The organism is Sphingopyxis lindanitolerans, assembly GCF_002993885.1.
Taxonomy (GTDB): Bacteria; Pseudomonadota; Alphaproteobacteria; order Sphingomonadales; family Sphingomonadaceae; genus Sphingopyxis; species Sphingopyxis lindanitolerans.
Genome location: NZ_CM009578.1, coordinates 901,278 through 918,241, shown reverse-complemented (window position 1 = coordinate 918,241; position 16,964 = coordinate 901,278). Strand labels below are relative to the sequence as shown.

Annotated in this window: 20 protein-coding genes; 10 read left to right on the top strand and 10 right to left on the bottom strand. The window is 66.5% G+C overall.

The window, feature by feature from the left end; genetic code table 11:
- Positions 1-50 precede the first annotated feature (50 nt).
- Together truA and fmt are read right to left on the bottom strand one after the other, a co-directional pair.
- Positions 51-791, bottom strand: coding sequence for a tRNA pseudouridine(38-40) synthase TruA (gene truA, locus CVO77_RS04360; protein WP_105998064.1), 741 nt, complete (start codon positions 789-791; stop codon positions 51-53).
- Positions 792-909: 118 nt separating this feature from the next.
- Entirely contained in the window at positions 910-1,830 is a 921-nt protein-coding gene (fmt, locus tag CVO77_RS04355; RefSeq protein ID WP_105998063.1) for a methionyl-tRNA formyltransferase, read from the bottom strand.
- Positions 1,831-1,973: 143 nt separating this feature from the next.
- Between fmt and recR the strand changes: the two genes are divergently transcribed.
- Genes recR through def form a run of 3 tightly spaced genes read left to right on the top strand, consistent with a single transcriptional unit; the run spans position 1,974 to position 3,512 of the window.
- Positions 1,974-2,570: a recombination mediator RecR gene (gene recR, locus CVO77_RS04350; protein ID WP_105998062.1), complete on the top strand. Its 597-nt coding sequence runs from the start codon at positions 1,974-1,976 to the stop codon at positions 2,568-2,570.
- A 16-nt stretch (positions 2,571-2,586) separates the two neighbouring features.
- Positions 2,587-2,922: a hypothetical protein gene (locus tag CVO77_RS04345; protein ID WP_105998061.1), complete on the top strand. Its 336-nt coding sequence runs from the start codon at positions 2,587-2,589 to the stop codon at positions 2,920-2,922.
- 56 nt (positions 2,923-2,978) lie between these two features.
- Entirely contained in the window at positions 2,979-3,512 is a 534-nt protein-coding gene (gene def / locus CVO77_RS04340; RefSeq protein ID WP_105998060.1) for a peptide deformylase, read from the top strand.
- Positions 3,513-3,697: 185 nt separating this feature from the next.
- Here def and CVO77_RS04335 read toward each other — a convergent pair whose 3' ends face one another.
- Both CVO77_RS04335 and hrcA read right to left on the bottom strand, forming a co-directional pair.
- Positions 3,698-4,246 carry a nucleotide exchange factor GrpE gene (locus CVO77_RS04335; RefSeq protein WP_105998059.1) on the bottom strand — a complete coding sequence of 183 codons (549 nt, stop codon included), beginning with the start codon at positions 4,244-4,246 and terminating at the stop codon, positions 3,698-3,700.
- A gap of 4 nt (positions 4,247-4,250) precedes the next feature.
- Positions 4,251-5,294, bottom strand: a complete 1,044-nt coding sequence (gene hrcA, locus CVO77_RS04330) for a heat-inducible transcriptional repressor HrcA (RefSeq protein WP_105998058.1) — start codon at positions 5,292-5,294, stop codon at positions 4,251-4,253.
- A gap of 202 nt (positions 5,295-5,496) precedes the next feature.
- Here hrcA and rph point away from each other — a divergent pair, with 202 nt between their 5' ends.
- From rph to CVO77_RS04310, 4 genes are all read left to right on the top strand, one after another.
- A complete protein-coding gene (gene rph, locus CVO77_RS04325; RefSeq protein ID WP_105998057.1) occupies positions 5,497-6,213 on the top strand; it encodes a ribonuclease PH in 717 nt (238 codons plus the stop codon).
- A 58-nt stretch (positions 6,214-6,271) separates the two neighbouring features.
- Positions 6,272-6,898, top strand: coding sequence for an RdgB/HAM1 family non-canonical purine NTP pyrophosphatase (rdgB, locus tag CVO77_RS04320; protein ID WP_105998056.1), 627 nt, complete (start codon positions 6,272-6,274; stop codon positions 6,896-6,898).
- Between the two features lie 129 nt (positions 6,899-7,027).
- Entirely contained in the window at positions 7,028-8,182 is a 1,155-nt protein-coding gene (gene hemW / locus CVO77_RS04315) for a radical SAM family heme chaperone HemW (RefSeq protein ID WP_105998055.1), read from the top strand.
- A gap of 167 nt (positions 8,183-8,349) precedes the next feature.
- Positions 8,350-9,240 (top strand): tyrosine-type recombinase/integrase, encoded by an 891-nt coding sequence (locus CVO77_RS04310; RefSeq protein WP_105998054.1) that lies wholly within the window; start codon positions 8,350-8,352, stop codon positions 9,238-9,240.
- Between the two features lie 12 nt (positions 9,241-9,252).
- On the opposite strand, the gene CVO77_RS04305 is transcribed toward CVO77_RS04310, so the two are convergent.
- From CVO77_RS04305 to rsmI, 4 genes are read right to left on the bottom strand one after another with little or no spacing between them, the layout of a single operon-like run.
- Complete coding sequence (locus CVO77_RS04305; RefSeq protein ID WP_105998053.1) at positions 9,253-9,864, bottom strand: DedA family protein; 612 nt, start codon at positions 9,862-9,864, stop codon at positions 9,253-9,255.
- Positions 9,865-9,889: 25 nt separating this feature from the next.
- Positions 9,890-10,840: a glutathione synthase gene (gshB, locus tag CVO77_RS04300; protein ID WP_105998052.1), complete on the bottom strand. Its 951-nt coding sequence runs from the start codon at positions 10,838-10,840 to the stop codon at positions 9,890-9,892.
- A gap of 57 nt (positions 10,841-10,897) precedes the next feature.
- Positions 10,898-11,248, bottom strand: coding sequence for a YraN family protein (locus CVO77_RS04295; protein WP_105998051.1), 351 nt, complete (start codon positions 11,246-11,248; stop codon positions 10,898-10,900).
- On the bottom strand, positions 11,245-12,105 hold the full coding sequence (rsmI, locus tag CVO77_RS04290; protein ID WP_105998050.1) for a 16S rRNA (cytidine(1402)-2'-O)-methyltransferase: 861 nt from the start codon (positions 12,103-12,105) through the stop codon (positions 11,245-11,247). The genes CVO77_RS04295 and rsmI overlap by 4 nt, the downstream gene beginning before the upstream one ends.
- A 10-nt stretch (positions 12,106-12,115) precedes the next feature.
- On the opposite strand from rsmI, the gene CVO77_RS04285 reads away from it, so the two are divergent.
- Positions 12,116-13,303 carry a penicillin-binding protein activator gene (locus CVO77_RS04285; RefSeq protein WP_106000624.1) on the top strand — a complete coding sequence of 396 codons (1,188 nt, stop codon included), beginning with the start codon at positions 12,116-12,118 and terminating at the stop codon, positions 13,301-13,303.
- A 170-nt stretch (positions 13,304-13,473) separates the two neighbouring features.
- Positions 13,474-14,010 carry a translation initiation factor IF-3 gene (gene infC / locus CVO77_RS04280; protein WP_105998049.1) on the top strand — a complete coding sequence of 179 codons (537 nt, stop codon included), beginning with the start codon at positions 13,474-13,476 and terminating at the stop codon, positions 14,008-14,010.
- 92 nt (positions 14,011-14,102) lie between these two features.
- Here infC and CVO77_RS04275 read toward each other — a convergent pair whose 3' ends face one another.
- A complete protein-coding gene (locus CVO77_RS04275) occupies positions 14,103-14,798 on the bottom strand; it encodes an NRDE family protein (protein ID WP_105998048.1) in 696 nt (231 codons plus the stop codon).
- A gap of 80 nt (positions 14,799-14,878) precedes the next feature.
- On the opposite strand from CVO77_RS04275, the gene CVO77_RS04270 reads away from it, so the two are divergent.
- Positions 14,879-15,316, top strand: coding sequence for a hypothetical protein (locus CVO77_RS04270; RefSeq protein WP_105998047.1), 438 nt, complete (start codon positions 14,879-14,881; stop codon positions 15,314-15,316).
- Positions 15,317-15,394: 78 nt separating this feature from the next.
- Here CVO77_RS04270 and CVO77_RS04265 read toward each other — a convergent pair whose 3' ends face one another.
- Positions 15,395-16,909, bottom strand: a complete 1,515-nt coding sequence (locus CVO77_RS04265; RefSeq protein WP_105998046.1) for a S10 family peptidase — start codon at positions 16,907-16,909, stop codon at positions 15,395-15,397.
- Positions 16,910-16,964 lie beyond the last annotated feature (55 nt).

Here is a 16,964-nt window from a genome sequence, read left to right as displayed (position 1 = left end):
GGCGGTCCGAAAGGGCCGCCCTTTTTCATTCGCCGTCATGGCGAGCGGAGCTATGGGTATCGCGCGCTCACGAAATACAGCCCGTCGGGCGGCGCATTCAGGCCCAGCGCGCTGCGATCCGCGGCGGTAAGCGCGGCTTTTAAATCGCGCGCTGACCATTTGCCCGTCCCGACCAGACTGAGGCAGCCGACCATCGATCGCACCTGGTGGTGCAGGAAACTGCGCGCCGCGGTCTCGATGACGATCTCGTCGCCGTGGCGACTGACGCTGATCCGGTCGAGCGTCTTGACGGCGCTTTCGGCCTGGCAATGCACCGATCGAAAGGTGGTGAAGTCGTGGTGGCCGACGAGCGCCTGCGCCGCGCCGTGCATCGCCTCGGCATCGAGCGGCTTCGCTAACTGCCACGACAGGCCCTTGTCCCAGGTCAGCGGCGCACGGCGGTTGACGATGCGATATTCATAAGCGCGCCCGACGCACGAAAAGCGCGCGTGCCAGTCGCCCGCGACCTCTTCGCAGGCCAACACCGCGACGGGGGCGGGGCGAAGCTGCGCGTTGAGCGCTTCCATCAGGCGAAAGGGCGCGATCGCCTTGTCGATGTCGACATGCGCGCGCATCGCGATCGCATGGACCCCGGCGTCGGTGCGCCCCGCGCCATGCACCGCGGCCGCCCCGCCGGTGATGCGCGCGACCGCGTCCTCGATTGCCTGCTGGACGCTGGGGCCGTGCGATTGGCGCTGCCAGCCCATGAACGGGCGACCGTCGAACTCGATGGTAAGGGCAAAGCGGGTCATGACCGGCCTCGCTCTTCATTCCCGTCACCGCGGACCTGATCCGGGGTCCCACTTGCCGCCGTTGCTGAGCGGGACCCCGGATCAGGTCCGCGGTGACGAAGAGGGAGAGAAGAGAGCGTCATGCCAGCCGCGTCCCCTTCGGCACCGCCCGCCCGCGCAGCAATTCGGCGGCGTCCATCGCGGGCTTGCCCGCGCGCTGCACGCGCGTGGCGCGGATCGCGCCGGGGTTGCAGGCGATCGTCAGCGCATCGTCGAGCGTCACGCCGGGCGCGGCGCCCGCGACGGTCTCGGCAGGATGCACGACCTCGGCGGCGAGAATCTTGCAGCGCTCGCCATCGCGTTCGAAAAAGGCGCCGGGCATCGGATTGAAGGCGCGCACCTGTCGTTCGACCTGCACCGCGCTCACCAGGAAATCGAGCCGCGCTTCGCTCTTGTCGATCTTCGCGGCGTAGGTGACGCCCGCGTCGGGCTGCGCTGCGGGCGCGAAGGCGGCAAGGTCGCTCAGCACACTCCCCATCAGCGCCGCCCCCATTTCGGCAAGCTCGTCGGTGAGCATGCCCGCGGTCTTGCCCGCGACCGGGGTGCGCCCGACCAGCCGCATCGCGCCGGTGTCGAGCCCGGCGTCCATCTGCATGATCGTCACGCCGGTTTCGGCGTCGCCCGCCAGGATCGCGCGCTGCACCGGCGCCGCGCCGCGCCAGCGCGGCAGGATCGAGCCATGGACGTTGAGGCATCCCTCGCGCGGCGCATCGAGCACCGCCTGCGGCAGGATCAGCCCGTAGGCCGCGACGACCGCGACATCGAGGTCGATCGCGGCGAAGGCGGCCTGTTCCTCGGCGCCTTTCAGGCTTTTCGGCGTGCGGACGGGCAGGTCATGCGCCTCGGCCCAGTCGTGCACCGCGCTCTGCTGCAATTTCTTGCCGCGCTGCGCCGGGCGCGGCGGCTGGGTGTAGACCGCGACGATGTGATGCCCCGCGGCGTGCAGCGCGGCGAGCGTCGGCACCGCAAAGGGCGGCGTTCCCATGAAGGCGATGCGCATGAGGAGGCGCTTTGGCGGAGGTTGCGGGGTTGTGCAAGATCAACGCCCCCCACTTTCGTCACCCCGGATCAAGTCCGGGGTGACGAAGGGGAGGGAGGGAAGGGATATTGCACCCACCCCCGCGCGTCACTACCACCGCATCCATGGCCTCCACCGAAATCGAAGCCCTCGTCCAGCAACTCGCTCGCCTGCCGGGGCTCGGCCCGCGGTCGGCGCGGCGCGCGGTGCTGCACCTGATGAAGAAGCGCGAGAGCAGCTTTGCGCCGCTGCTCGCCGCACTCCAGACGGTGTCCGAACGGCTCGTCACCTGCACCATCTGCGGCAATGTCGACACGCGCGACCCCTGCGCGATCTGCACCGATCCGCGCCGCGATGCGCGGTCCTTGTGCGTCGTCGAGGAAGTATCCGATCTCTGGGCGCTCGACAAATCGCGGCTGTTCCCGGGCAAATATCATGTGCTGGGCGGGCGGCTGTCGGCGCTGGAAGGTGTGCGACCGCAGGACCTCAGCATCGACGCCCTCGTCGCCCGCGTCGCCGCGGGCGGGATCGACGAGGTCGTGCTGGCGATGAACGCGACCCTGGAAGGACAGACCACCGCCCATTATCTGGCCGAGCGGCTCGAGGGCCATCCGGTGCGGCTGACGCAGCTCGCGCATGGTCTGCCGGTCGGCGGCGAACTCGACTATCTGGATGAGGGCACGCTGGCGCAGGCTTTGCGGGCGCGGCGGCCGGTGGGTTGATGAGGGGAGAACCAATATGCTCTGGGCCATTTACCTTTTGGGCGCTTTGTCCGGCTTGATTGGCAGCAGGGCCTTGACAGTAATGGCGCGCGGAGGTGTCGAGCAGCGCAACCTAGTCGCCATCATTCTTGCGGGCTTCGGAATGCTATCGACGTTCGCCATTTTGATTGCCGGTTTTTGGGTGTTCTCTTGGTACATGCCCGTCGCGACATTCATTTTGCTGAGTGTCATAACGGCTTTCACAGTCACTCAACGGTCACTGGCGCCGCTGTTTGTGATGAAGCCGGTATTTGATATAATCGCGATCGGGTGTGCGACCGCGTTCATTTATCTGGCCATTCTTCAAGGATAGCCAGATCGAAATAGCACCCCCTTGACCCCAAGCCTTCGCGATCATACCTCGCACCCATGGCCCTGTTACCCATCATAGAGACCCCCGATCCGCGGCTGCGCGTCATTTCGAAGCCCGTCGAGACGTTCGACGCCGAATTGAAGACGCTGGTCGCCGACATGTTCGAGACGATGTACGACGCGCCCGGCATCGGGTTGGCGGCGATTCAGGTTGGCGTTGCCAAGCGTATTTTGGTGATCGACCTGCAGGAACCCGATCCCGAGGATGAGGAGGGGGAAAAGCTGATCCGCACCCCGCGCGTCTTCATCAACCCCGTCTTTTCCGACGAGAGCGAGGAGCATAGCGTCTATCAGGAGGGCTGCCTGTCGGTCCCTGAGCAATATGCCGAGGTGACGCGCCCCGCCGAGGTCACCGTCGACTGGCAGGACGCCGACGGCAAGCATCACCGGGAACGCATGACCGGGTTGATGGCGACGTGCATCCAGCACGAGCACGACCATCTGGAAGGCATTCTTTTCATCGACCATCTGTCGCGGCTCAAGCGCGAGATGGTGCTGAAGAAGCTCGCGAAGCTGCGCAAGGCGGCGTGACGCCTACACTGCCATAGCGTGTGTCCCCGCGAAGGCGGGGACCCATCTTCTGACGGCGCAAATCTGAAACGGCCGGTGATGGACCAGTATCGGGTTGACCATGCCCCGCATGGTCAAGGATCGTCCGGGGGACGATCCGACCCGATGCTCCTTCGCGGGGGAACACGCCACTATTAGGTGCGGGCTTACTCCGCCCTTTTTGCCACCCCGACCATCGCGGGGCGCAGCAGGCGGTCCTTCATCATATAGCCCGCCTGCATTTCCTGCACGATCGTGCCGGCTTCCTTGTCGCTCGGAATTTCGAGCATCGCCTGGTGCTGATTCGGGTCGAGCGGCAGGCCGATCGCGGCGATGCGGGTGATGCCGTGGCGCTCGAACACGCTCAGCAGCTCGCGTTCGGTCGCCTCGAGCCCGGTGAGCAGCGGCTTGATCGCCGCATCCTCGCGCTGTTCGTCGCTCAGCGACGCGAGCGCGCGGCCCAGATTGTCGGCGACCGACAAGATATCGCGCGCGAATTTGGTCGACGCATAGGCGTGCGCGTCGGCGATCTCCTTTTCCTTGCGGCGGCCGAGATTCTGCGTCTCGGCGCGCGCATAGAGCAGATCCTGCTGGAGCGTCGCAATCTGCTCGGCGAGCTTTGCCGTTTCGTCCTGCGTTTCGGTCGCCGGAGCTTCGGTTGCGGTATCGGGGGCCTGGCCGTCGTCGACGGGGGTGTCATTTTCGATGTTCGTCATAAACCTATCGTATCAGTCTGGAGAGAGATTGGGCGGTGAAATCCACCATGGGAACGATCCGCGCATAGTTCAAGCGCGTCGGGCCGATCACGCCCACCACGCCGACGACGCGCCCGTCGCTGCCGTGATAGGGGGCGGCGATAACCGACGATCCCGACAGCGAAAAGAGCTTGTTTTCGGACCCGATGAAAATGCGCGTCGCGCTGCCCTCGCGCGCGCTGTCGAGCAGCCCGGCGATTTCCTGCTTGGTTTCGAGTTCGTCGAGCAATTGCCGCACCCGGTCGAGATCGCCGAGCGCGCTTTCGTCGAGCAGATTCGCCTGGCCGCGCACGATCAGCACCGGGCGGTCGGTTCCGTCCGACGACCAGATGGCGAGCCCGCGCGATACAAGGTCGGTGGCGGCGCGGTCGATCGCGATGCGCTCGGCCTCGATCTCGTGCCGCACCCGCGCCATCGCCTCGGACAGCGTCAGCCCCGCGAGCATCGCGCTGATATAATTGCCCGCCTCGACCAGCGCCGAGGGATTGAGCCCCGCCGGAACCTCGATGACGCGATTTTCGACCGTGCCGTCGCCTGCGACGAGAACGACGAGCGCCTGCGTTCCAGACATCGGCACGAAGGCGATCTGTTTCAGCACTCGCTCATGCTTGGGAACGAGGACGAGGCCGGCGCAGGCCGACAGTCCCGACAAGGCGGCGGTCGCCTGCGCGAGCGCGCTTTCGATCGGCCCGCCGTCGGCGAGGCTCGCCTCGATCTGCGCGCGGTCCTCGGCCGAAGGTTCGGCGACCTGCATCATCCCGTCGACGAACAGGCGCAGCCCCTGTTCGGTCGGCAGCCGCCCGGCGCTGGTGTGCGGACTGGCAAGCAGGCCGAACTCCTCGAGATCCTGCATCACGTTGCGGATCGACGCCGGCGACAGGTTGAGCGCCGCAAGCTTCGACAAGGTGCGCGACCCAACCGGCTGGCCGGTTTCGAGATAGGCGTCGACGACCATCCGGAACACATCGCGCGCGCGCGTCGTCAGTTCGGTGATCGGCAGATTGGTCATAGGGGAGGATGTAGGGGTGGGGCGTTCGGCTTTCCACCCATTTCATCGCCCCCGCGAAGGCGGAGGCAACGGTCATGGCCCCCCGCGTCCACTCGGCGGCGGCGACCCGTGCGACGAAATCCCCGATTTCTTCGCTATGCGCTTGAGCGGGTGCGGGCGGCGGCCTAAGGGCGGCGGCAATCATCAATCGAAAGGATCACCCATGCGACCCTCCGGCCGCGCGCCCGACCAGATGCGCCCCATCGCCATCGAAACCGAATTCACCATCCATGCCGAGGGCAGCGTCCTCGTCAGCTTCGGCAACACCAAGGTGCTGGTGACCGCCAGCGTCGAGGAAAAAGTGCCGCCGTTCCTTCGCGGTAAGGGGCAGGGCTGGGTCACCGCCGAATATGGCATGCTGCCCCGCGCCACCCATACCCGCGGCAGCCGCGAAGCGGCGAAAGGCAAGCAGTCGGGACGGACGCAGGAAATTCAGCGGCTTATCGGGCGAAGCTTGCGCGCGGTCGTCGATATGAAAAAGCTCGGCGAGCGGCAGATCGTCATCGACTGCGACGTTATCCAGGCCGATGGCGGCACGCGCACCGCGTCGATTTCGGGCGCGTGGGTCGCGCTGCGCCTTGCGGTCGACAAGCTGATCGCGAGCAAGGCGCTGACCGCCGACCCGATCGAGGATCAGGTCGCGGCGATCTCGTGCGGCATCTTCAAGGGCACGCCGGTGCTCGACCTCGACTATGACGAGGATTCGAACGCCGAGGCCGACGGCAATTTCGTCCTCACCGGCCGCGGCCAGATCGTCGAGGTGCAGGCCAGCGCCGAGGGCGCGACCTATGACGAGGAAGGCCTGCTGCGCCTGCTGCGTCTCGCGCGCATCGGCTGCACCGACATCTTCGCCGCGCAGGCGAAGGCGGTGGGACGGTAATCTCTTTTCGTCATGCCGGACCCGATCCGGGGTGACGAAAATAGGGAGAGGGCACAGCATGACCCATCGCAAACTCACCCCCGGCAAGCTCGTCATCGCGAGCCATAATGCGGGCAAGGTGCGTGAAATCCGCGCGCTGCTGCTGCCCTTTGGGGTCGACCCGGTGTCGGCGGGCGACCTGGGCCTGCCCGAGCCTGCGGAGACCGGGACGACTTTCGTTGAAAATGCGCTGCTCAAGGCGCATGCCAGCGCATCGGCGGCGGGCCTCCCCGCGCTCGCCGACGACAGCGGGCTCGAAGTCGCGGCGCTCGGCGGGCGGCCCGGCGTCTACACCGCCGACTGGGCCGAACGGCAATGGTTCGAGGGCGAAGAAGGCCGCGACTGGTATATGGCGATGGGCAAGGTCGAAGGGCTGCTCGCCGAACAGGGGCCGGACGTCGACCGCAGCGCCGCCTTCATCTGCACCCTCGCGCTCGCCTGGCCCGACGGCCATGCCGAGGTGTTCGAGGGCCGCGCGCAGGGCAGCCTGACCTGGCCGCCACGCGGGTTGCTGGGTTTCGGTTATGATCCGGTGTTCGTTCCGGTTAGCAAGTCACTGACTTATGCGGAAATTGACCCGGCGGAGAAGCATGCGATCAGCCACCGCGCCGATGCTTTCGCGAAGCTGGTGGTGGGCGTGTTCTGACCTGATCGTCGCCCCCCGCGAAGGCGGGGGCCGCTGTCGATTTACGCCGCAACGATGGAGTCAGGTATTCAGCGGCACCCCGCCTGCGCGGGGGCGACGTGAACCTAAGTTGAGTCTATAGCGCCCGCAATGCCCGAACCGCTTGCCCTTTATGTCCATTGGCCGTTTTGCGTGTCGAAATGCCCCTATTGCGACTTCAACAGCCATGTGCGCGAGGCTGTCGATCAGGCGGCGTGGCGCGCGGCGCTGCTCACCGATCTACGGCACGAGGCGGCGCTGCTGCCCGACCGCCCGGTCTCGTCGATCTTTTTCGGCGGCGGCACGCCCAGCCTGATGCCGCCCGAAACCGTCGCGGCGGTGATCGCGGCGGCCGATGCGGCATGGGGGCTCGCGGATGATTGCGAGATCACGCTCGAGGCGAACCCCAATTCGGTCGAGGTCGCCAATTTCGCCGATCTTGCCGCCGCCGGGGTCAATCGCGTGTCGATCGGCGTTCAAAGCTTCGATCCGCAAGTGCTTGAATTTCTGGGGCGTGCACACAGCGGCGACGAGGCGCGGCGGGCGATCGCGGCGGCGCAGGCGCATTTTGCGCGGGTCAGCTTCGACCTCATCTATGCCCGCCCCGGACAGTCGCTTGCGGCGTGGGAGGCCGAACTTGGTGCCGCGCTGGCGTTCGGCACCGGCCATCTGTCGCTTTACCAACTCACCATCGAACCCGGCACGCGCTTCGCGACGCTCGCGGCGAAGGGCGATCTCGTCATTCCCGACGGCGATGCCGCCGCCGATCTGTTCGACGCGACGCAGGCGATCACGCGCGCCGCCGGGCTGCCGCGCTACGAAGTATCGAACCACGCACGGCCGGGCGAGGAGAGCCGCCACAATCTGACCTATTGGCGCTATGGCGACTATGCCGGCGTCGGTCCCGGCGCGCATGGCCGCCGTCTGGGCCAGGCGACCGAGCGGCACAGGAAGCCCGAGAATTTCATCGCGGCGGTGGGGCGTAACGGCCACGGGCTCAAGGTCGAGACCGACCTGCCAGGACGCGAACGCGCGACCGAGGCCATGTTGATGGGCCTGCGCCTGACCGAGGGTATCGACCTCGCGCGCGTCGAGGGGCGCAGCGGGCTGGAACGCGCGGCGTTCGTCGATGCCGATGCGGTGGCGCGGCTCGCGGGGCAGGGGTTGCTGGTGCAGGACGGCGACCGGCTGGCGGTAACCGAGGACGGGATATTGCTGCTCGACTCGATCCTTGCCGAGGTGGTGCGGACGGCGCAAGCAGGCTGAGCATCTGAAAGCAGCGCGTGTCCCCGCGACGGCGGGAACCCATCTCCCGCCGGTTCAACATCGCACCGACCGGTGATGGGTTTCCGCCGTCGCGGGAGCACGGAGGCTTTTATTCGGCGCCGATCCTGCTTTACTATCGGCTTGTGGTTTCGATGAACGGGTTTTGAGTGAGCGTAGACATCATCCGCGACTGGGACGCCCATCTGGCGCACGAAAAGCGCCGGTCGGAGCATACGCGCCGCGCCTATATCGCGACCGCCGAGCGTTTCTGCGCCTTCCTGTCGTACCATCGCGGCGGCGCGGTCGATGCGCCGATGCTCCAATCGCTGACGCCGAACGATCTGCGCGCCTATCTCGCCGACCGCCGCGCCGAGGGGCTGGGCAATGCGTCGGCGGCGCGCGAGCTTTCGGCCTTGCGCGGCTTCCTGCGCTTTGTCGGCGGCTCGAACGCCAGCGTGCCGCAGCTTCGCGGGCCGCGCGTCAAAAAGGGGCTGCCGCGCCCCGTCGCGCCCGACGAAGCGCTTGGGCTTGCGCATGACGTCGAGGCCAATGCCCGTGAGGGCTGGGTCGGCGCGCGCGATTTCGCGCTGCTGCTTTTGCTGTATGGCGCCGGGCTGCGGATCGGCGAAGCGCTGAGCCTCACCGGCGCCGCGCTGCCGCTCGGCGAGACGCTGGGCGTCACCGGCAAGCGGAACAAGACGCGCATCGTCCCGATTCTGCCCGCGGTCGCGGCGGCGGTGGCGCGCTATGCCGAGGCCTGCCCGTGGCCGATCGGCAAGGAGACGGCGCTGTTCCTCGGCGCGCGTGGCGGCCCGCTGGCGCCGGGGGTGATCCGCGCGAGCGTGCGCACGGCGCGGCGGGCGTTGGGCCTTCCCGAACGCACGACGCCGCACGCGCTGCGCCACAGCTTCGCGACGCATCTGCTGGCGGGCGGCGCCGATTTGCGCAGCCTCCAGGAATTGCTCGGCCATGCCAGCCTCGCCTCGACACAGGTCTACACCGCGGTCGATGCCGCGCATCTGCTCGATATTTACCGGCACGCGCATCCGCGGGCCTAGGTGACGTTCCTTTTAACGGTCGTCATCCCGGTGCGGTCGCCAGGTGATGACCCGCCACAGATAGATCAGCACCAGCGATCCGATCGCGACCAGCGCGACCGGCCCGACAAAGGCGTCGAGATTCGCGAAGCGGCTGCCGAACCAATGGCCTGCCCCGGCGAGCGCGCTGATCCAGATCGTCGATCCCGCTGCGGTCCAGAGCAGGAATTTCGCCTGATTCATCCGCACCATGCCCGCGGGCAGCGACACCATCGTCCGCGCCACCGGCATGAAGCGCGCCGCAAAGACGATCGCGGGGCCATATTTCAGGAAAAAACCATGCAGGCGTTCGACCTCCGCCCAGTCGAGGGTCAGCCAGCGCCCATGCCGGTCGACGAAGGGTTTGAGCCGCTCGTAACCGATCCAGCGCCCGATCGCATACCAGACCCAGTTTCCCGCCGTCGTCCCCGCGACCGCGACCGCGATCAACGTCCAGAAATCGAAGCGCCCCTGCGCGACCGCGATGCCGCCAAGGCCCATGATCACTTCGGACGGGATCGGCGGAAAGACATTTTCGAGGACCATCAGCACGAAGATGCCGAAATAGCCCCACCCCTGGATGAGATCGAGAATGAAGCCGGTCATGCAAAGGAGGGAACGCGCGAGCGCGTCAGCCGATCCGCCGTTCGATCGCGTCCCAGATCATCGCCGCCGTGTCGGTGCCGTCGAAGCCGTCGATCGCGACGATTCCGGTGGGCGACGTGACGTTGATTTCGGTCAGCCACTCGCCGCCGATCACGTCGATGCCGACGAACAGCAGCCCGCGTTCCTTGAGTCGCGGGCCTAGGACGTCGCAAATCTCGCGCTCGCGCGGGGTCAATCCGGCGGCTTCGGCATAGCCGCCGACCGCCAGGTTCGACCGGAATTCGCCTTCGCCGGGCTTGCGGTTGATCGCGCCCGCGAATTCGCCGTCGATCAGGACGATGCGCTTGTCGCCCTTGCTGACGCTCGGCAGGAACTGCTGGACCATGAACGGCTCGGGCCAGACCTGTCCGAACAGCTCGACCAGCGCGCCGAGGTTCGCACCGTCGGCGTCGACACGAAACACCGCCTTCCCCCCATTTCCGTGCAGCGGCTTGATCACGACCGCGCCGTAACGCGCCTGGAAATCCTTCACCGCGTCGAGGTCGCGCGTGACCATCGTCGGCGGCATATATTCGGGGAAGTCGAGCACGAACACCTTTTCGGGCGCGTTGCGCACCGACACCGGGTCGTTGACGACCAGCGTCTCGTTCGCGATCCGCTCGAGCAGCCAGGTGCCGGTCAGATAGCCGAGGTCGAAGGGTGGATCCTGCCGCATCAGCACGACATCGACGTCGCGGCCGAGGTCGAGCGTCACCGGCTCGCCGAACGTGTAATGATCGCCCGGCACGCGCTTCGCTTCGACGACGCGGTGCGCCTTGGTGGTCAGCCGCCCCGCCTCCCACGTCAGGTCGCGCACGTCATAATGATAGATGGCATAGCCGCGCTCGAGCGCCTTCAGCATCAAGTAAAAGCTGCTGTCGCCCTGGATGTTGATCGCGTCCATCGGGTCCATTTGCACGGCTGCGCGCAGGGTCATTCGTCTATCCTTCTCAAGCCCCTCCCTGACGGGGAGGGGGTCATCTGTTCAACGCCGTCACGGCTGCCAGACGTGGACCAGATGGCGAGGCCAACGCTTCGGCGCAAGGAGCATCACGTCGATGCGGATGTCGTCGGCTGGCCTCGCAAGGCGCGGCGCCAGCATCGCGGCCGCCGCGGCAACGCGCCGCAGCCGCCGTTCGTCGATCGCGAGGTCGAGGTCTTCGGGCCGCTCGCGCCACTTGACCTCGATGAACGCCAGCGTCCGCCCGCGCCGCGCGACGAGATCGACTTCGCCGACCGCCACGCGCAGCCGTTCGCCGACGATCCGCCAGCCGTGGAGGCGCAGCCACCAGGCCGCGCGGCGCTCGGCCTTGCGCCCGCGCGCCTCGGCGGCGGCACGGTTCATGGCCGTTCCTTCAGCGTCAGCGCGCGCGCATAGATTGCGTGTCGGTCGAGGCCATATTGCTTGGCGACCGCCTTTGCCGCCTGCGCGACGGGCTTGTCGGCCATCGCGGCGCGCAGCGCCGCATCGATCGTTGCGTCGTCGGCTGTCTCGGCGATCGCCTCGCCCGGCGGGCCGACGACGATCACGATCTCGCCCTTTGGCGGCGCATCGGCATAGCGTGCGGCGAGGTCGGTGAGCGTGCCGGTGACGCATTGCTCGAAAAGCTTGCTGATCTCACGCGCGACCGCCGCCTCGCGGTTGCCGAGCCCGGCGGCCAGCGCGCCGAGCGCCGCCGCCAGTCGCGGCCCGCTTTCATAAAAGACCAGCGTCGAGCGCAGCGCCGCGAATTCGGCAATCGTGTCGGCGCGTGCCTTCGCCTTGTTGGGCAGGAATCCTGCAAACAGAAAGCGGTCGCTCGGCAGGCCGGATAAAGTGATCGCGGCGATCGCGGCGCAGGCGCCGGGCAGGGTGGTCACATGCCGCCCCGCCGCGCGCGCATCGCGGACGAGCTTGTAGCCGGGGTCCGAAATCAGCGGCGTCCCCGCATCCGACACCAGGACGACGACTTCTGCCGCCATCCGCGCAACCAAGGCGGCGCGGACGCGTTCGTCGCTATGATCATGATAGGGGGTCATCGGCACACGCAAACCCAGATGGGACAGCAGCTTTGCGGTCACGCGCGTGTCTTCGGCGGCGATCAGGTCGGCGGAGGCGAGCGTCGCGGCCGCGCGGGCGCTGATGTCGCCAAGGTTGCCGATGGGCGTCGCAACGATATAGAGACCGGGCAAGGGAGATTTTGAGATGGTCGAATCCGGCATGGAGCCGAAAATGGCAGAAACTGCTGCCGAGCGCCAAGCATATGCGTCACCGCGTCGGCAATTGCTGCGCGGGCTTGGCGTCATGGCGATGGCGGGTTTTCTCGCCGCGTGCCAGATGGTGCCCAAGGCCAGCGGTCCCGCGACCCCGCCACCACCGCAAAATGGCGGCGACAATGTGGGCCCCGGCCTGCCGACCGACACCGATCGCCACCGCGTCGCGCTGCTCGTTCCGGAGAGTGGTACCAATGCCGATGTCGGCACCGCGATCGCCAATGCGACGACGATGGCCCTGCTCGATTCGCGCACCGAAAAGGTCCGCATCACCACCTATGACACCGCGCTCGGCGCCGCTGCCGCGGCGCGCCAGGCGATCGCCGACGGCAACCGGCTGATCCTCGGCCCCCTGCTCAGCGAGGATGTCGCCGCGGTGGCGCCGATCGCGCGCGCGGCGAAAGTGCCGGTGCTCAGCTTCTCGAACGACAGCAGCGTCGCGGGCAACGGCGTCTTCATCATGGGCTTCGTCCCCGGCCAATCGGTCGAGCGCGTCGTCGCTTATGCGCGGAGCAAGGGGCAGCAGCGCTTTGGCGCGCTTGTCCCCAAGACGGTTTATGGCGAGCGCTCGACCGCGGCGTTTCGCGCCGCGGTGACGGCGGCCGGCGGGACGCTGGTCGCGATCGAGAGCTATGACCGCAGCGCGACCGCGCTGACCGGCGCGGCGCGGCGGCTCGCCAATGCGGGCGCCATCGACGCGGTGCTGATCGCCGATTCGGGCGGCAACGCGATCCGCGCCGTTCCGGTGGTGAAAAGCAGCGGCGACAAGCAGATCCTGGGCACCGAGCTGTGGAACACCGACGCCGCGCTCGGCGGCAGTGCGGCGATGCGCGGATCGTGGTTCGCCAGCGTGTCGGATGGCCTCTACGGCCAGCTCGCCGCCAAATACCGTACCCGTTACGGCAAGACGCCGTACCGGCTCGCCAGCCTCGGCTATGATTCGGTGCTGCTGACGGTGCGTATCGCGCGCGACTGGAAGCCGGGGACGAGCTTTCCTGTATCGCGCCTGCTCGCCGCGGATGGGTTCGGCGGCATCGACGGCATCTTCCGCTTCAACAATCGCGGCATCGCGGTGCGCGCGCTCGAAGTGAGCGAGGTGGGGGCGGGCGGCTTTCGCGTGATCGACCCGGCGCCGACGAAATGGTGATGCGTCGCGGCGTGGCTTAGCCGCCACAGTCGGATGAAAAGCGTCATCCTTGTGCCACGGGTGGCCTTTACGGCGCGCCCAGCATCACTATATGAGCGTGGCGTGCGTCGATCGCGTCGATTCCGCACGCCTGCCTTAAACGACCAGGAGATACAGCTATACCACCGCCGATGACTCGCCGCTCGATGGCGCCGATGCCGCCCAAAAACGGCCCGCGATACAATGAATTCATCGCTTCGCCCAAGGTCCGTGTGATCGATGAGGAAGGCGAGAATCTGGGCGTGATGCTGACGGCCGAAGCGATCGAGCAGGCCGCCTCCGTCGGGTTGGATCTGGTCGAGGTTTCCCCCAATGCCGATCCGCCGGTGTGCAAGTTCCTCGACGTGGGCAAGTTCAAATACGAAGCCCAGAAAAAGGCGAACCTGGCACGCAAGAGCCAAAAGACGCAGGAAATCAAAGAGATCAAGATGCGTCCGAACATCGACGATCATGATTTCGACGTGAAGATGAAGAAGGTCTTCGACTTCCTGGGCGAAGGCGACAAGGTCAAGATGACCATGCGCTTCCGCGGCCGCGAGATGAGCCACACCCAGCTTGGCCTGAACGTGCTCCAGCGCGTCGCCGAGCTGACCTCGGAAATCGCGAAGGTCGAGGCGCACCCGCGCACCGAAGGCCGCCAGATGCTGATGGTCATCGCGCCGAAATAATCTTTCCGTCGCCCCCGCGAAGGCGGGGGCCGCTATCTATCCTGTGCTATATCTCCAGCGGTCCCCGCCTTCGCGGGGACGACGGATGAATTTCAGCCGAGACGAAATTGCAGGGCGGTCGTTCCAGCGGGACGGCCGCCCGCTTCGTATCGGCGCTCGATCATGCGCACGCTTCCATTGGCAGCGATGGCGACAAGCGTCGAAGCGCGCGTGCCGTAAACATCGCCAAGCAGGAACAACGCCGGATCGCTCTCGGCGGTCAGCGTATCGAGCAGGCCTTCGGGAGCGGTTCCGGCCTCGACCACCGCCGCCAGCGCCGCGCGCAGCCGCTCGGCGCGCGGGCAAGGCTGGTCGACCGGCTCGTTGGCGAGCGCATGGACGCCAGGTTCCAGAGATGTAACCAGCCGCTGCGGGCGGTTGGTGAACCGCCGTGCACCGCCATCGACCGCGAACAGGTTGAACGCATTGAACCGGTCGAGATCGGCCTCGCCCGGATCGGCAAAGCGCCCGGTCCCGCGCAGCAGGTCGACGACGAGTTGTCCCCGCGATTCCTTTGCCGGATCGGGCATCGCGCCGCGAACATTGGTGACCACCACGACGCGCCCGCTCGGTCGATGCACGCCAAGCCATGTCCCGCCCGCCTGGAGGTCGCGCCCCGCGACGATGCCGCTGCCGTCGTCCCATTCGGCCAACGGCGCGGCGGGCCGTGCGTGGAATTCGTCGCGGTTTCCGATCAAAATCAGCGGCCAGTCGGGATGGACGCGGTGGGCGAGGGCGACGACGCACATGCGTGCGCCTATCGCGCTTTGCTGGTGCTTTGCCAAGCGAAGCATGATAGTTTCCGGCGATCTTTCTGGGGGAGACGGACATGACCGAAAACAGGCAGGCGCCGTGGCATATCTGGGTGGTCGGCATCGTATCACTGCTCTGGAACGCGATCGGCGCGTTCGACTACACGATGACCAAGCTCGGGAACGCCGATTATCTGGCGTCCTTTACCGCCGATCAGCAGGCCTATTTTCAGGGCTTTCCGGTCTGGGCGAATATCGGTTGGGCGTTCGGGGTCTGGGCTTCGGTCCTCGGCTCGCTGCTACTTCTGATCCGCAACCGCCATGCGGCGACCGCCTTCGCGGTCTCGCTCGCGGGGTTGGCGGTGAGCAGCCTCTATCAGTTCGGCCTGCATTATGGCGATTTGCAGCGTCTGTTTGGCAGTTTTCCGATGGTTTTCACCGCGATCATCTGGGTCGTGCTGATCGCGCTGTTCGTCTATGCGCGGCGGCAGGCCGCCGCCGGGGTGCTGCGTTAGAGGAGGCGGGCGATCGCATAAGCCGTCGCCCCCGCGCATGCGGGGAGCGACGGGGATGGTTGATCGGTTTCCACCCGCCTACCGCGCCCGAATAAACGCCCGGACATCCTCGGCCAATTTGTGCCGGTCCTCGCCGCGCAGGTACATCATGTGGCCCGCGCCATAATATTTATATTCGATGCGGTCCTGTGGGATGCCGGTGCGCGACAGCGCATATTCGGCGGCGAAAAAGGGCGTCGCGAAATCATAATAGCCCTGGCCGACGAACACCCGCAGGCCTGAATTTTCGCGTAGCGCCTGCCCGATATAGGGCGCGACGTTCAGATAGGCGTTGGTGTCGCGCCCGCCGATCCGCCAGTCCCATGGGCCGACATTGCCGATCGACTGATATTCGCGATCCGTCTTGAACCCCAGCGTGTCGCGCGCCCAACTGTTGATCGCGGCGGTATAGCCCGCATCGATGCCATAGAAGCTCGGGTCGTTGTCGGGCTCTTCGCCCGCATTGTCATAATCCTTGCCGGTGTAGCGGCTGTCGAGCCGCCCGATCGTCAGCCCGCGATCGCGGAGCAGTTCCTTGTAGAAGCGGCTGGGCGTCACCCGCAGGTCGGCGCGTTCGAGATAATCCTCCGACAGGCCGGTGAAGCGCGCCAGTTCGCGGCGGACCGCCGCGCGTTCCTCGCCCTGCAATTTCTGCCCCTTCAGCAGCGCGGCGGCATAGGGGCCGATCGCCCATTGCCGCGCTTCCTCGGCGAATTGCTCGACCGACGGCGCGCTCGCCTTGCCATGATAGAGCGCGGTCGTCGCCATCGAAGGCAGGTTGGTGATATAGCTGAGTTCGTTACCCGGCGTGTCGGCCCCCGCCGCGAAGTCGAGCACCGTCGAGATCAGGATGATGCCGTTCAGCCCCACATCGTTGAAGGTTTCGTTCATCAACTGGTTGGCGACCGCCGCCGAGCGCGTCGTGCCATAGCTTTCGCCGCCGAGGAATTTGGGGCTGTTCCAGCGGCCATTGTCGTTGAGCCACAGGCGGATCACCTCGGCGACCGCCTTGGCGTCCTGCGTCACGCCATAATAATTCTTGGGGTCGGCCTTGCCGATCAGGTGCGAAAAGCCCGTGCCCGGTGGATCGATGAAGACGACGTCGGTGACATCGAGCAGCGCGTCGGGATTGTCGACGATCGGGTAAGGCGGGGCGCCGTCGTCGCGCGCGTCGCCGGGGATCGCGACGCGCTTGGGGCCAAAGGCGCCCATCATCAGCCAGACGGTGCCCGATCCGGGGCCGCCGTTGAACAGGAAAGTCACCGGACGGCTGGGGTCGCGCGGTTCCTTGATATAGGCGGTGGTGACGATCGCGGCTTCGGGCACCTCGTCCTTGTTCTTGAGGATCGTCTCGCCGATCGTCGCGGCATAGGCGATCCGCTGGCCGCCAAAGGTGCCGGAGAGCTTGGTCGTGTGGGTCTGGGGCGTATAATCGACCGGCTTTTCGGTCTTCGCCTTGTCGGCCGCCTTCTCGGTCGGCGCGTCCTGTGCGAAAAGAATCGAAGGCGCAGCGACGGCGAGCGCCAGCGCGATGATCGACAGACCCGTTTTCATGATTTTCTCCCCGTTTGAGGCGCGAAGCCTAAGCGGGACGGGGAGGAGCGGCAAG